At 73.4% G+C, this 14,516-nt stretch carries 7 protein-coding genes; 3 read left to right on the forward strand and 4 right to left on the reverse strand.

Features of this window, described 5'->3' with window-relative positions; genetic code table 11:
• Positions 1-81 precede the first annotated feature (81 nt).
• Both FH610_RS06985 and FH610_RS06990 read left to right on the forward strand, forming a co-directional pair.
• A complete protein-coding gene (locus tag FH610_RS06985; protein ID WP_240808813.1) occupies positions 82-738 on the forward strand; it encodes a TetR/AcrR family transcriptional regulator in 657 nt (218 codons plus the stop codon).
• Positions 739-807: 69 nt separating this feature from the next.
• On the forward strand, positions 808-1,245 hold the full coding sequence (locus FH610_RS06990) for an Rrf2 family transcriptional regulator (RefSeq protein WP_139573454.1): 438 nt from the start codon (positions 808-810) through the stop codon (positions 1,243-1,245).
• A gap of 95 nt (positions 1,246-1,340) precedes the next feature.
• Here the strand turns inward: FH610_RS06990 and FH610_RS06995 are convergent, their stop codons facing one another.
• Positions 1,341-2,090, reverse strand: a complete 750-nt coding sequence (locus tag FH610_RS06995) for an SDR family oxidoreductase (protein ID WP_139573455.1) — start codon at positions 2,088-2,090, stop codon at positions 1,341-1,343.
• Positions 2,091-2,262: 172 nt separating this feature from the next.
• On the opposite strand from FH610_RS06995, the gene eccB reads away from it, so the two are divergent.
• Positions 2,263-3,675, forward strand: coding sequence for a type VII secretion protein EccB (eccB, locus tag FH610_RS07000; RefSeq protein ID WP_139573456.1), 1,413 nt, complete (start codon positions 2,263-2,265; stop codon positions 3,673-3,675).
• 1 nt (position 3,676) lies between these two features.
• Here eccB and FH610_RS07005 read toward each other — a convergent pair whose 3' ends face one another.
• Genes FH610_RS07005 through FH610_RS07015 form a run of 3 tightly spaced genes read right to left on the reverse strand, consistent with a single transcriptional unit; the run spans position 3,677 to position 14,515 of the window.
• Positions 3,677-4,219 (reverse strand): hypothetical protein, encoded by a 543-nt coding sequence (locus tag FH610_RS07005; RefSeq protein WP_205825607.1) that lies wholly within the window; start codon positions 4,217-4,219, stop codon positions 3,677-3,679.
• Positions 4,220-4,229: 10 nt separating this feature from the next.
• Complete coding sequence (locus FH610_RS07010) at positions 4,230-4,739, reverse strand: hypothetical protein (RefSeq protein ID WP_139573457.1); 510 nt, start codon at positions 4,737-4,739, stop codon at positions 4,230-4,232.
• Positions 4,739-14,515, reverse strand: coding sequence for a WXG100-like domain-containing protein (locus FH610_RS07015; RefSeq protein ID WP_139573458.1), 9,777 nt, complete (start codon positions 14,513-14,515; stop codon positions 4,739-4,741). Before FH610_RS07015 ends, FH610_RS07010 begins: the two co-directional genes overlap by 1 nt.
• Position 14,516: the final 1 nt, after the last annotated feature.

Genomic DNA, 14,516 nt, shown 5'->3' on the forward strand with positions numbered 1-14,516 from the left:
CCCTGCCGACAGGCACACTACGGACAAAACTTGCGTGCACGCAAATTTGCGTCCACGCATCGATTCTGGAACGCTGGGACGGTGGAGACGAGACCGACCGGGTTGCGCGAGCAGAAGAAGCAGGCCACGCGAGAGGCATTGCGCGCGGCGGCACTGCGGCTGGCTCTCGAGCGCGGGCCGGACAACGTGCGCGTGGACGACATCGCCGAGGCAGCCGGCGTCTCCCCCAGGACCTACAACAACTACTTCTCCAGCCGGGAACAGGCGATCGTGGCCGCCGTCACCGGCGAACGGGAAGCGCGGGTCGCGGCGGCCGTGGCCGGGCGGCCCGCCGACGTCGGCCTCGCCGAGGCGGTCATCGAGGCGATCGTGGACCAGTACACCGACCCCGGCCAACCCGGTTGCGACGCGCTACTGCTGATCACCACCCGCCCCGCGCTGCGCGACGAGTTCGTCGACGCCGCCGCCGCGATCGAACATCCCCTCAGCGACGCGATCGCCCAACGCCTCGGCCACACCGGCCGGCACACCACCGCCCGCGTGCTCGCGGCGAGCGTGGCCGCCGCAGTTCGCCTCGCTCTCCGAGAATGGCTGCAAACGACCGCCGCATCCTCCACGACCAGCGGGCTCGTCCTGCCGTCCGGCTCCCTGCCTGACCTGCTGCGCACCACGCTCGCACCGCTCACGCCCGCACTCGACGCCGCCGAGAGACAAGCAGGCCGCCGCCCGCCGCAGTGAACCGTGCGACAGACCGGCCTCCAGCGGCGCTGTAACCTTGTGAGTTACACAGAGGAGACGGACGAGCGGATGAGTGCGAACAGCAGGCTGACGGTCGCGGTGCACGTGCTGACGTGGATGGTGCTCGACCGCCGGGAGGGGCACGAAGTGGCCACCTCCGAACGCATCGCGGGCAGCGTCAACACGAACCCGGTCGTGATCCGGCGATGCCTGGGCGACCTGCGGAAGGCGGGCCTGGTGGAGGCCAGACGGGGCACCGGAGCGGGCTGGGTCGTCACCCGCGACCCCGAGTCGATCACGTTGCTGGACGTGTACGAGGCCCTGGACGAGGGCGGCCTCTTCGGCATGCACAACGCGCGGCCGAACCAGTCGTGCCCGGTCGGCTTCGGAATCCAGCCGACGCTGCGGCAGGTGTACGACGGCCTGGAAGACGCCATGAGGAAGCAACTGGCGGGCACCACCATCGCCGACGTGCTGCGGGACGTGCTGGCGCGGCAGAGGGAGTAGGCGGCGGGCGACGAGCCCGGCGCCCTTCCCCACCACCGGGGGGTGAGGGCGGGTGGAGGAGCCCGGCCGGCTCGCGCCAGGAGCGGGAGACCGGCTCAGACCTGGTTCATGCCGCCGTCGGCGTAGAGCTCGGCGCCGTTGGTGAAGCTGCTCTGGTCCGAGGCCAGGAAGAGCACCGCGCTCGCGATCTCCTCCGGCCGCCCCATGCGGCCCAGCGGCACCTGGCTCGCCAGGACGCCCTTGAGCTCTTCGGCCCGCTCCTCGTCCGGAGCCAGACCGGTGATTCCAGGGGTGTCGATCGGCCCGGGAACGATGACGTTGACCCGGATGCCACGCCCCTTGAGCTCGTTGGCCCACGTCCGGGCGAAGGACCGGATGGCGGCCTTGGTCGCGCTGTACACGCCGAACGCCTCGGCTCCGGTCGTCGCGGCCGTGGAACCCGGCAAGATCACCGAAGCGCCTTCGTTGAGAAGCGGCAGCGCCTTCTGGACGGCGAAGAACAGACCGCGGACGTTGACGGCGAAGGTCCGATCGAAATGCTCCTCTGTGACCTCCTCCAGCCGGGCGAACTCGCCGCCCCCCGCGTTGGCGAACAGCACGTCGATCCGGTGGCCGTGCCGGGCGACGGCCGCGTAGAGCCGGTCGAGGTCGGCGAGGTCGGCCACGTCCCCCTGGATCCCGACGACGTTCGAGCCGATCTCCTCGACGGCGCTGTCGAGTTCCGGCTTACGGCGGCCGGTGATGTACACCTGTGCGCCCTCGGCCGCGAAGCGCTTGGCGGTGGCGAGGCCGATGCCCGTGGTGCCGCCGGTGACGATCGCGACCTTGCCCGAGAGCTGACCCATGTCGATCCTCCATCGATTCCGAGCGATGTAACTATTAATGTTACAACAGCGGCTGTAACCGTACAAGTTTCAACGACCTACGTCAAAGCGGGACCGCCGGGACACTGTGGAGATCACAAAGACGCCGCCGGATCAATATGCTGACTCCCATGCCCTCGGACAGGGAGGTGACGTGCAGACCCGGAAGGACCTCTACCAGGCATACCGGCTGATGCAGCAGCGTCTCGGCCAGGCCCTGCTGCAGGGTGAGCCGGACGTCGCGGAGACGCCGATGCGGCGGCACACCCTGGCCACGTTCTGCGGGGTCCTGCTGTCGGTGCTCCTGCTCGCCGTCTTCGGCATCTGGGGTGTGATCAAGCCGGGCGGCGCCACCAAGCTCACCCAACCCGGCCAGCTCCTCGTCGAGCAGGACACCGGCGCGACCTACGTCTACAGCCAGCAGGAGCGCGTGCTGCTTCCCGTGGCGAACTACGTCTCCGCCCGGCTGCTGCTCGACACCGCCGACGTGACGGTGCGCGACGTCTCCGCCGCCTCGCTGGCCGCGCTGCCGCGCGGGCCGCTCGTCGGCATCCCCGGCGCGCCCGACTCGCTGCCGGCCAAGGACAAGCTGGTGCACGGACCGTGGTCGGTGTGCGTGGTGGACGGCCCCGACGCCACCGGGGCGCCGCGGCCGTACGTCACCTTGGTGGGCGGCGTGGACGTCGGCGGCAGGCCCCTCGGCGGCGGCGCCATGGTCGTGGACGACGGCCGGCAGAAGTGGGTCATCTGGGGCGACCGGCGGATGCGGGCGAGCTCCAGCGTGGTGAGCGCCCTGAACGCCCAGCCCAGGAAGGTGCCCGCGACCTGGCTCAACGCCATCCCCGAAGGCGTCGACTTCAGCGGCCCGAAGGTGCAGCACCTCGGCAGGAAGGTCCGGGGGCCCGAAGGCACGGTCACGGCGGCGATCGGACAGGTCTTCACCGTGCCCGGCATCGGGGGCGCCCCCGCCCGCTGGTACGTCCTGCTGTCCGACGGCCTCGCGCCGATCACCCTTACCCAGGCCACGCTCCTGCTGGCCGATCCGGCCATCAAGGCGGCGTACGGCAGGCGCCCCCCGCGGGCCGTCCCGATCGACGCGGCCACGGCCAACGCCTCACTGTCCAAGCAGAGCGTGGTGGGCGGCGGGATGCCCGAGACGATGCCCACGGTGACCTCTCCCGCCTCCACCACGCCGCTGTGCGCGGTCTACTCCGGCACCCGCGGCGGCTCGACACGGGCGACCCTGACCGTCGGCTCCTCGATCGCGATCCCCACGCCCAGGACCCCGGGCGGCCAGGAGACCTTCGACCAGGTGCTGCTCCCGCCGGGTATGGCGGCGGTCGCCGGCCTGCTGCCGGGCGAGGGGCAGCTGGGGTCGATCACGAACTACTTCCTGGTGACGGACCAGGGCCGCAGGTTCGCCGTCGCCTCGGCCGATCTGCTGCCGAAGCTCGGCTACGACGCCTCCGACGCCACGCCGGTGCCCGCACACCTGCTGCATCTCATCCCGGAGGGCCCGGCGCTCGACCCGGCCGCCGCCCGCGTTCCCGTGCCGCTCGGCAAGTAGGTCAGCCGTTGAGACGGCGGAAGTCGTCCAGATTCTGCTGGTAGAAGGCGATGTCCTCGGCCAGCCGGTCGCGCAGGAAGCAATCGGGCTCCGCCTCGCGGGCGGCCAGCCCCGCCTCGGTCCAGAACGCCTCGGCGGGCACCTCGTCCTCGCCGGGCGGGATGAACTTGAGCGCCTCCCCGAGCGCGTCCCTGGCCGCCTCCCAGCCGCTCACCACCCGCTGGAAGAGCCTCTCGTCCCCCGGCTCCTCGGTGTATTCGAGGTCGTCGGCGAGCGCGCGGCGCGCGTAGCCCGCACCGGCGAGCCGCCACTGACCGGGGTCGATCAGCTCGGACAGGCCGACGCCGAACCGCTCCCCCTCGTCCCTGGCCTCCGCCTCGCTCGCGTACGGCACGAGCAGCTCGACCCCGCCGGACCGTACCGTCCACGCCTCGGGCCCCTCGACCGGCGGCTCCTCGCGTGCGGCCTCGTCCACGGTGAGCGCGAGATACAGCCGGGCCTCCGCGAGCGTCCGCGCGTACGGGATCGACACTGCCTGCTCCATTCCCCCTACTCTAGGCTCCGGCCAGCTCCCGGTAGGTGTCCCTCACGACGAGCAGCCGGTCGAGGCGGAACCGCCCCGGCTCGGCGGCGCGCACGGCGCGTCCCCGCTCCGACCAGAACGCGTCCTCGGGCACCTCGTCCTGCCCGGGCGGGACGAATTTGATCACTTCCTCGACCGCGGCCCGCGCGATGGACAGCGCCTGCCTCTCCCCGCCGTCCGGAACGTTGCCCGCCGTCAGGTCGGCCACCCACAGCCACTCGCCGGGGTCCAGCAACTCGGACGGCTCCGCGCCGCCGAACGTCGGGAAGCCCGTGGGCGTCACCTCCCGTTCCGGGAGTCCGAACAGGTGCTCCCGCTCGGCGCCGCACCCCGCGCACCGCCCCTCGTAACAGGTGACCAGCTCCCCCTCGACGCTCGCGAGGCCGCTGTCCCAGTCGGTGTCCGCCGAGCCGCAGGCGCAGGGGTTCAGGTCGAGATAGAGGTGCGCCTCGTCCCTGCTCCTGGCGATCGAGTAGGGCATCACCCGTTCCTTACCTTTCGCTGCCCTGTGTCCTCCGGTGCGGGGACGGTTTCGTCCTCGTCGTCGGGCGGCTCCCAGCCGGAGGTGTTGCTGAGCCTGCGCATCCGCTCCCACAGGTCGGGGACCGGCGCCTGAGGCGGCACGGTGACCCACGGCGGCGGGGGCGCCGCCTGACCCCGCGCGCCGAGGTCGCGGGCGACCGCCTCGATCTCGTGCCGCAGCCGCGCTCGCTCCTCGTCCGAGGTCGTCGCCCTCCATCGGCGCGACAGGTAGGCGTGCTCGTTGTAGCGGGCGGAGGCACAGGCGTCGTAGCCGGGATCGAGGGCGTTCAGGAACCGGCGCACCGTCCCCTGCTCCGCCGCCGACCGCTTCTGCAGGGTGTCGCTGATCTCGTGCAGCAGCACCCGGGCCACCACGTCGGGGGCCAGCCTCGGCGCCAGCCGGATCACGTGCGGGCCGGTGCCCGCGTCGACCTCCGTACGCCCCGGGCGTCCGCCGCCGGGGTCCTCGGGCAGCACGACGAAGCGCTGCGTGCCGAACCGGGCGGTCTCGACGGTGACGACCGTGCCGTCCGGCGTCGCGGTCACGGCGTGGACGCCCCGGCCGAAGTCCGCCGGGCGCAGGTCTGCGACGGCCGCGGGGATCTCGTCGTTCGACAGGTCGGGCAGGTGCGGGGCCCGGCCGTCGGCCACGAACGCGGTCCTGGGGATGGGCTCGGCCGTCACGCTGCCGGGCGGGGCGGTGATGAGGGCGGTGCCGCCCCAGGTGGCGTCCGCGGCCGTCTCGGGCACCGGCCAGCCCGGGTCGGCCGGCGCCGGCCGGGCGACGCCGAGGGCGTCGAGCCGTTCGCCGATGCGGTCGGCGAACCCGTCGGACCGCCCGCCGTACAGGTCACGCAGATCGAGGCCGTGCCCCTCGGCCAGCGCCACCAGGTCGGGCGGCACCGTGCCGAGGGCCTCGGCGAAGGGATCGCCGGACAGCTCGCCCGCGGGCGTGGCGCGGTAACGCTCGACGCTGCCGTCGGGCCGCGTGAGATGGAGGTGGACGTCGGCGCCGAGGTCGCGGGCGAGCAGCCTCGCCTCCGCCACGAGAGCCGTCGAACCGGGCGCCTGATTCATTCGGCCGATGTCGGCGACGATGCCCACCGGCAGCGTCCCCGTCCGTCCTCTGAGCGCCTCGGCCATCGCTCTGCTGGGGGCGGCCGGGTCGTACGACGGCTGCCTCGCGGCCAGCGCGCGCACGGTGTCGTGGGAGAAGAAGACGGCGGGCGCGGCCACCCTCTGCCGGTGGAAGTTCCACAGCGGCCGGGCGACGCCCGCGTCGCGGCGTGCCAGCATCTCCTCCAGCGCGTGCTGGAACATGATCAGGTGGGCCGTGCCGGTCGCGCCGTGCGGAATGTCCGCGGTCCGCAGCACCGTCTCCGCGCCGTCGCGCGCCACCTGGCGCACCTCGAACCGGAGGCCGAAGTCGACCCGGAACCTCACCTTGGCCCCGGTGCCCTTCACGAAGACGCTGGTCTCGTCGCGGTTGCCGCCGCTGCCCGAGCTCGACTGCGCGGTCTGGTCGCCGGCGCCGAAATCGGCGCCGGCGCCCACCGCGTGCCCGGCGCTGTACGTGCGGCCGAGCGGCGCCATCTGCCCCCGGTCGGTGGCCGTGCCGGCCGTGTTCTGCTCGCGGTCCACCTGCCCCAGTTCGGTGTCGTTGAGGCCCAGGGCCACCGGGTCGGGTTCGGAGAGGTCGGCGTGTATCCGCACGTCCACCACCTGGCCAGGTCTGCCCGGCATGGGCAGCCGGATGAGCCGGTGCCCGTCGGGGCCGGTCATCCGCTCCAGCCGGGTCGTGAGCCCGTTCCCGGTGAGCGCCTTGGCCAGCTCGGCGTAGTGCTCCATGGCGGCGGCCCCGCCGAGCAGGTCCTCCCGGGAGAGCCGGCCGAACACGGCGCGCAGCAGGTCGTCGGCCTTGAGCCGCTCGGTCACGAAGACCTCCGGCGGCACGACCCTCCGCACGTCGGGCCGGGCGGGCGGCCGCGCGGCGACCGTGCCCTCCTTCGCGACCATGCCGTCCGGCAGCACCCGGGTCATGGTGCCGCGCAGCGTGACGTGGCTGGTCCGGGGGACGCCGGTGGTCCTGGCGACGGCGCCGCGCAGGCGGCCCGACGACCGCTCGACCTCGATCCTTATGGTCACCGGATGCTCGACGAGCTGCCCGCCGCGGAACGCCGCCGAACGCTGGATGCGGGTCCGCTGGGTGCCGGTGGAGGCCGTGCCGGTGTGCGAGCGGTCGGTGGCGACCGCTCGGCCGCCGCTGCCGACGTCCTGCCCGGCTCCGGCGTTCGCGCTGCCGCCGAACGTCTTGCCCGACGACTCGGCGCGGTCCTCCTGCGTGTATGTGTAGTCCTGGAGGATCTGGCCGAAGTTGTGGACGTTTCCGCCGTACGTCGCCTGGTCGCCGTGGAGCTCCGCCGTGATCCTGACCGTCACGTCCTCGGTGAGGTGCGGGCCGATCTTGAGCGAGTACGTCTTGACGAAGCCGGCCGACCCGGTCATGTCGTCGAGCTTGCCCCACCAGCGTTTGCCGGCGAAATCGCCGAACAGGCTGCGCAGCAGGACCGGGTCGCGCTTCAGCGCGCCGGGCGCCACCGTGCCGATCTGGCCGAGCACCTCGTCGAGCAGCCGGGTCCGCTTGCCGCCCGGGGTCGTGAGCCGGACCGACTTCACGGTGCTCTCGCCGAGGGAGTCCTCGTACAGGTCGGGGACGTCCACGCGGGTGGCCAGGTCCGGCAGCCTGTCGTGCATCTGCTTGAGCCGGTTCCCCGCGGCGGCCAGGCTCATCGGGAAGTCCTTGGCGAGCCGTTCGGTGAGCACGGCGCGAGGGTGCTTCTGCTCCAGGTCGGACCGGGGGTGGCCGTCCCTTCGCGCCAGCGCCCGGTCGGCCAGGTATCTGCGGACCAGCGGCACGGCCGTACGCGGGTCGAGCTGGAGGTTGCCGTCCAGCAGTCGCGTCACCGCGTCGGCCACCTGGTCGAGGGGCAGCTTGAGCTCGCTCCTGCCGTAGAGGTCGAGCGCGTCGCGCTCGGGGAGGGAGTAGACGACCGTCCTGTCCCGCAGCGGCTCGGCGTCGGCCCGCCGGTTGCCCGCCTCGTCCCCGGAAACCGTGATGTCCGCCTTCATCGCGAACACGTAGTGCTTGCCGGTGTCGATGGCCAGCCGTTCCCTGCCCCAGATCGCCGTGTCGGAGATCGAGGACGATCTGCTCCCCGCCCCGGACGCGCCGGCCTCCTCCTTGCCGCCGAGCGGGCCGGGCAGGGCCTCGTTCGCGCCGGTCGAGGCGTCCACCGACCGTCCGCCACGCGTCTCCATCCGCGTGGTGTGGGCGCCCATCGTGAAGTTGATGTCGCCGATCACCAGGTCGGCCGCGGTCACGAACGTCGACTCGCCCGGCTGGGCCGTGACCCACGCCGACGCCCGGTGCGTACGCAGGCCGCGCGGGCGGACGGCCAAGGCCGTGCTGTACGTCGTGGCGGGTCTGGCGGGGTCGGCGAGCAGCCATTCCGGGTGGGAGATGAGGTTGCGCATGTTGAACGCCTCGGCGAGGTGGTGGAACGACACCGAGCCCGGCCGCATCGCCCTCGGCAGCACCGATCGAAGGGCGTCGAGCACGCCGCTCCCGTCCACGTGCAGCAGGGTGGCCAGGCTCAGCGCCTCCGAGGACGTCGGATGGCTGGGCGAGGGCTCGGTCCGCTGCTCCGGCAGCAGGTCGGAGGGCAGCAGCACCCGCATCCACACGTCGTCGCTCTGGGCCAGCGGCGTGACCTTTCCGTCGTCCTCGATCAGGTCCACGGTGAGCTTGTGGGGGACCTCGAAGACCGCCGCCGGAGCGGTGCCCTCTGCCAGCGTGACCAGGTTGCCCGTGTCGTTGAGGGTCGTGGAGAACGTGCGCCCCCTGCTCCAGTGGGCGCCGAACCCACCGCCGGTCGAGCCGGCCTCGCCCGGATTCGTCTCCAAGCCGAGACCGGGGCCGACGTCCCGGGCCCGGCCGCGCGACCGGCCGGCCGAGCGGCCGGAGGTCTCCGACGAGATGTCGAGGTCGGTCACGACGTCGGCGGCGCTGGTGCCCTGGAACTCCTCCTGGCCCGACTGCTCCAACCGGATGCGCACAGTGAGGTGCCGGCTGGCCCGGCCGATGCCCTGGCTCACCAGGTCGAGGAAGATCCCGTCCTGCATGGCCTGGTCATACGCGGTCTGCAGACGGGCCGGGGAGAACTGCTCGGCCAGCTCGATCATGTTGGCGATCTGGCTCGCCCGGGTCAGCGGATCACGCGACAGCCGGCCGTTCTCGTCCGGCAGCAGGCCGCGCGCACGCAACGCCGCCTCGACCTTCGCGCGCACCTCGTCGAGGTTCCTGGCGCTCCCCGGCCGCTCGCTCGCCTGGACGAGCGCGGGCCCGGCTCCGGTGCCGTGCGACCAGCCGGGCAGCCTGGGCAGGCGGCCCTTCGGCGTGCCGGGCTTCGGGTCGTCCCTGAGCCTGCCGTCCTTCCGTACGGCCGACCGGTCGACGGGAAGGCCGTAGCGGTACGCCTGCGGCTCCGGCATGCGGAACAGGCCCGTGCTCCGGCCGCGTATGGGGGCATGCGGGGCGTCGTCGGTGTTCATCTGCACGGTCACCGTGTGCTCGAGCTCCAGCGCGTACGCCTGGGTGTGGCCCGCCCAGCGCTGCACACTCGGCCGGATGGCGGTCCCGCCCGCGCTCATCGACCGCGACCGCGACCAGGAGCGGCCGAGCCCGCCCGTGAGGCGCGGTGTGGCGGTCTTGTATCCGTCGAGACCGACGGCGCCGAGCATGTGCCGGTCGCCGACGGGAAGCTGGACTCCCGCGGTGCCCTTGATCTCGAAGGACCGGCCGGCCGAGCGCGAGCCCGACGCGCCCGAGAACCCCACGCGCAGCCGTTCCAGGCGGTGCTTGGTGCTCGGCGTGCCGACCGGCCGCGCCGTGTCCATCACGACCCGGGTCTTGATCCGCACATAGCCGACCACCCGCCCGTTGACGGTGATCGGGCGGCGCAGCCCCTCGGGATCGTTGATCGCCTCGCCGAGCCGGGCCGGCAGCTCCTCCGTCATGATCGTGAGGATCTGGTCGCGGGTCATACTGCCGATCTCGGAGTGGCCGGTCCGCTCCGCGGTGCGCTCGGCGAGGTCCTGCAGCCCGGTCAGCCCGGTGACCGCGTGCTCGGGGAACGGCGTGCGCTGCCGCTCCTTCCGCGAGAGCCGGGTGACCTCGGCCGGCCCCCGCTGCGCGTGCGTGTGCGGCAGATACACCTGCAGGCTCCGGGCGTCGCCGGCCGTGCCGCTGTCCACGCGCGCCCGCTCGGTGCCGGTCGCGGTGCGCAGCTCCACCTCCGCCGAGGCGAGCCCGTCGAGCACCAGCGCCTCGCCCGCGTTGTCCTGCACCGCGCCGGCCAGCGCGAAATCCGACGCGTTGCCGCTGAACGACTCGCTCCTGCCGAAAGCGGTGCCCCCCTTGAACAGGCCGAACTTCATCAGCATCCCGAGCCAGTGGGTGTCCTGCCACGGCTTGGTCAGGGCGTTCAGGTCGAGATTCGGCGCCAGGCGCACCGCGCGGTTGGCGGTGGCGGAGGCCGAGCGGCCGCCCTGCGGCAACTGGCCGAGCATCGACTGGGAATGCCGCACCGGATGGCCGAAGACCTCGACCAGGTCCGTGACCTTCAGCCGCAGCCGCAGCTCGGCCCGCGTGCCGCGGCCCACGCGCAGCACCACGCCGTCCTGCGAGACCAGCCACCTGAAGTTCGACCGCAACACGTGCGACAGCTCGTCGGGCGCGTAGCGCTGGTCGACGCCGGCGCGTTCGAGCATCTCGTTGACGACCTGCGTGAGCCGTTCCAGGTGGGGCAGCCGGCCCGCCGGCGTCGCCTCCGTCATGGCCTCGGACGACGGCAGGGCGTCCGCGAACGCCTCCTTGTACGCGGTGTGGGCGGCCTCCGCCTCCCGGGCCAACCCGGCGATCTCCGCGGGCAGCGTGCCTTTCCGGCCCGTGGGGAGGGCGTTCAGGGCGTTCTCCAGCGTCTCGTACGCCGTGCGCGCCTCGACCGCCCGCCGCACCGCCCGCGCGTACGCCTCCTTGCTCCGGCGGGCGCGCTCGGCGCTCGCCCGGTGGACGTCGCGGTCCGCCAGCGCCTTGCGGCGGCGTTCCTCGGCGCCGCGGTCCTCTTCCTGCGACGCCTTCTCGGCGGCCTCCTCGGCCTTCTTCGCGTCGGCCTTGGCCGCCCTGGTGCTGTCGATCTTCTCCTTGACCGCTCTGAGCAGTTCGTCGGCGGCGTTCGCCAGCGTCTCCCGCTGGGTGCGGGCCAGCCCGAGCAGGTCCGCCACCGGATCGGGCGCGGTGGGGCTCTGCGCGGTGGGGCTCTGCGTGGTGGAGGTCTGCGCGGTGGAGGTCTGTGTCGTCGGGTCGGGCGCCGGCTGGGATGCGGTGGGTGGCCGGGGCGCCGACCAGGGGGGCGCCGGGGCGACGTGCCCGAGCCTCTCGATCTCACGCCCCAGTCGCTCGATCTCGTGCGCGATGGCGGGGCGCTCCTGCGCCGGGGCCGCCCGCCACTGCCGGTCCAGGAGCGCGTGCTCGCGATAGCGGGCCGTCACACAGGCCGTGGCGTCCGGCTCGGCCGTACGGCTCAGGAAGGAGCGGATCACGCCCTGCCGGGGGCCGGACATCCGCTGGAAGACGTCGCTGATCTCGTGCAGCCACACTCGGGGCAGGATGTCGTTCGCCAGGCGCGGCGACAGCCGTACGACGTGGGGGTCTGCGGCCGTGCCCGACCGGACCCTGGTCCTGGCGAGACGGCCGCCGGGCACCCGACCGATCTCGAACCGGAAGTGCTGCGCGCCGAGCCGGCCCGTGTCCACGACGACCGTCCGCTCGCCGGCTGTGCTCAGTCCTGTCGTGTCCGGGCCCACGTCGGACGCGTGGAGCGACAGGAAGCCCTGCTCCGCCTCCTGCGACGACAGGTCGGCCAGGTGCGGCGGCCTGCCGTCGGCGACGAACAGGCTCCGCGCGATGGGCCGGGCGGTCACCCGGCCGCGCCCCCGGGTCGTACGCGGTCCCGGCCGCGTGCCGGACGGCCCCTTCCCCGGCCCCGGCGGGTTGGCTGTTCGAGCGGAGTTCGTCGCCGGAGCAGGCCCTGGGTTGGAGGAGGCCGCGCTGTTCGAGGAGACCGCGGCGGACTGGCCTCCGCTCGCCGTGTTGGCTGTCCCGTTCGCGCCGGAGGTGGACGGGATCCCGGCGAGACTCTCGGCGCGCCTGACGATGTCCGCGGCGGTGTCGGAGGAGCGGCCGACGCGAAGGGCGTGGTCGGGTCCGTGCGGCGGGACCGCCGCCTCCTCCACCAGTCCGGCCCCCGCGTCGCTCAGCCGGTCGGGCCGCCAGCCGCGCGGGTTGTCCTCCAGCACCTCGCCCGCCACCTCGACGGCGGCGGCGCGGCTGTCCGGCGTCGCGTCGGCGAGCCGGGCGAGCGCGTCGAGGGCCCCCTCGACCGGGAGCCCCTGGCTCTCCTCGGCGATCCTCGCCCCCAGCAGCGCGGCCGCCTCCGCGCGGAGCCGAGGTGTGTCCACGCCCTCGGCGGCACGCGTCGTCAGCCGATCCGCGAGGCCCTTCATGTCCTCGCCCGACAGCTGCACCGGCCTTCCGTCAGGACCGGTCAGCCTGGCGCCCCGGCCGTCACGCAGGAAGAGCACGTCGGGCGCGATCGTGAACAGCACATCGGAGACCGCCGTGCGAGCCGAAGCGTGCGCCGCGGCGGCGCTGCCGGAGGTGGTGCCGCCGGTCGTCCCCGAGGACGCCACCGGTGCCGGGGCGGCCGGTGACGCCGCGGCGGATGACGTGGTGCCGCCGGAGGGAGAAGCGGACGACGGCGCGACGGACGACGGCGTCCCCGTGGACGCGGCCGGCGTGGACGTCGCAGCGGAGGTGACGGGCGTGTTCGCGGAGCCGGCAGCAGTGGGATTGGCCGCCGCCGCGCTGCTCGCGCCGGCCGTGTTCGCCGCGCCGGCCGTGTTGCTTGAGCCGGCCGCGCCGGGGTTGGCACCGCCCGTGCCCGTCGCCGGGGCGGGATTGGCGGTGGCCGGCTGGCCCGACGCGCTCTGCGCTGCCGCCGGCGCCTGACCGGGATTCGCGGCGGACGGGCCCGCCGCGCTCGCGTTGCCCGTGTTGCCCGCGTTCGACGCACTGCCGGACGCACTGCCGGAACCGGCCGCGCCGGGGTTGGCACCGCCCGCGTTGGCGGTACTGGCTGTGCCGGGGTTCGTCGTGCTCGCACCGGACTGTGCGGGGGACGGCCCGGTGGTGGCGGGCTGGCCGGAGCCGCCGGGTGCGGCGGGCGGGCCGCCGGAGGGCTGCCCCACGACGGACGCGGTGCTCGTGCCGCCCGAGCCCGTGGACCCGCCGTTGCCTGCGGTCTGACCGCCGCCGGCCGTATTCGTGTTCGCGGAACCCGGATCGCCGCCAGAAGGCTGTCCGGCGGCGGGATCCGGAGACGTACCGGAAAGGGCGCGGATCAGGTCGGTACGCAGGCTGGTGTCGTACGCCGAGGCCAGGGCCGTACGCGGGCTGATGCCCGCCTCGATCACGTCCGGGTTGAACGGGCTGATCGTGTTCGTACGGGCGGCGCCCGACGCGGCGGCCCCGAGCAGCGACTCACCGTCGGGCATTTCCCACTGGCCGTACACGAGCCCGTTGGCGAGGACGCTCCCGGCCGGGGAGGCGATCACGTTGGTCAGGCCGGTCGTCAGCGCCCGGCCGGGAAAACGCTTGAACGCGTTGCCGAAGCCGGGGGCGTCGGTGTTCAGCCTTCTGAGCAGGGGCGTCCTGTTGACCAGGTTGCTGACGGGACGCGCGGCCCGCATGCCGACGGCCGCGCCGCCCGCCGCGCCCAGGGCGGTGGCGCCCGTCATCTTCAAGTCCCAGCCGTCGCGGGTGCCTGCCTTCCGCTGTTCCGACTGGGCGAAGGCGTCGCCGGCGACCTCCTCGCCGATCTCCTCGAAGAGCTCCCTCCCCAGGGGGTTGGCGAGGATGCGACCGAGCAGGCCGGCCCGGAGCGAGGCCAACGCGGTCCCTCTGGCCAGCGCCTGGGCCGCGGCGGGACGGCCTGCGGCGAGGGCGAGCTGTTCGAAGATCTTCTCCATCTCGGCGCGGGCGCGGGCGGCGATCGGCCCGACGAACCGGGTGGAGGCCCCGGCGGAGTAGAAGGCCGCGAGAAGCGCGATGAACGTCGCGATCAGCGCGATCCAGAACACCGCGTTGTCCGACAACTTGGAATATTGGGTCGAGCGGGCGTAGTTGTCGGCCTGCGCGGCGTAGGCGAAGTGGTTGTTCGCCACCCCGAGCAGGCCCGACTGCTCCGAGTAGTGCTCGCCGAGCCGCGCCAGGAACGCCTGCATCGACGGGCCCTGCATCCCGCTGAGCACGGCGACGGCGGCGGCTCCCACCGGATCGATGGACTGGACGACGCTCACGGTCGCGGAGCGGTGGGCGCGGGCGAGCTGCCACAGCAGGCTCTCGCTCGCATCCGGCCATGTCTGGCCCGCCGTGAGCAGGGCGATGAGGTCGTCGGCCCAGGCGGGCAACGACTCGCCCCAGGCGGGGGTGACGTCGGTGACCGAGCCGCCGCCGTCGGCGAACTCGGGCAGCCCGTCGCCGTTCGAGGTGACGTCGCCGTTCGTCGTGGCCGGCTTGGCGCCGGAGCCCGTACCGGTCGTGGAGGAGTGCGTCATG

It is taken from the genome of Microbispora catharanthi, assembly GCF_006334915.2.
Taxonomy (GTDB): Bacteria; Actinomycetota; Actinomycetes; order Streptosporangiales; family Streptosporangiaceae; genus Microbispora; species Microbispora catharanthi.

Excerpts from the sequence above, each read along its gene's own strand:
- FH610_RS07005 (WP_205825607.1), bottom strand. The coding sequence starts at position 4,219 with ATGGAGCAGGCAGTGTCGATCCCGTACGCGCGGACGCTCGCGGAGGCC.
- FH610_RS06990 (WP_139573454.1), top strand. The coding sequence starts at position 808 with ATGAGTGCGAACAGCAGGCTGACGGTCGCGGTGCACGTGCTGACGTGG.
- FH610_RS07015 (WP_139573458.1), bottom strand. The coding sequence starts at position 14,515 with ATGACGCACTCCTCCACGACCGGTACGGGCTCCGGCGCCAAGCCGGCC.
- FH610_RS07010 (WP_139573457.1), bottom strand. The coding sequence starts at position 4,739 with ATGCCCTACTCGATCGCCAGGAGCAGGGACGAGGCGCACCTCTATCTC.
- FH610_RS06995 (WP_139573455.1), bottom strand. The coding sequence starts at position 2,090 with ATGGGTCAGCTCTCGGGCAAGGTCGCGATCGTCACCGGCGGCACCACG.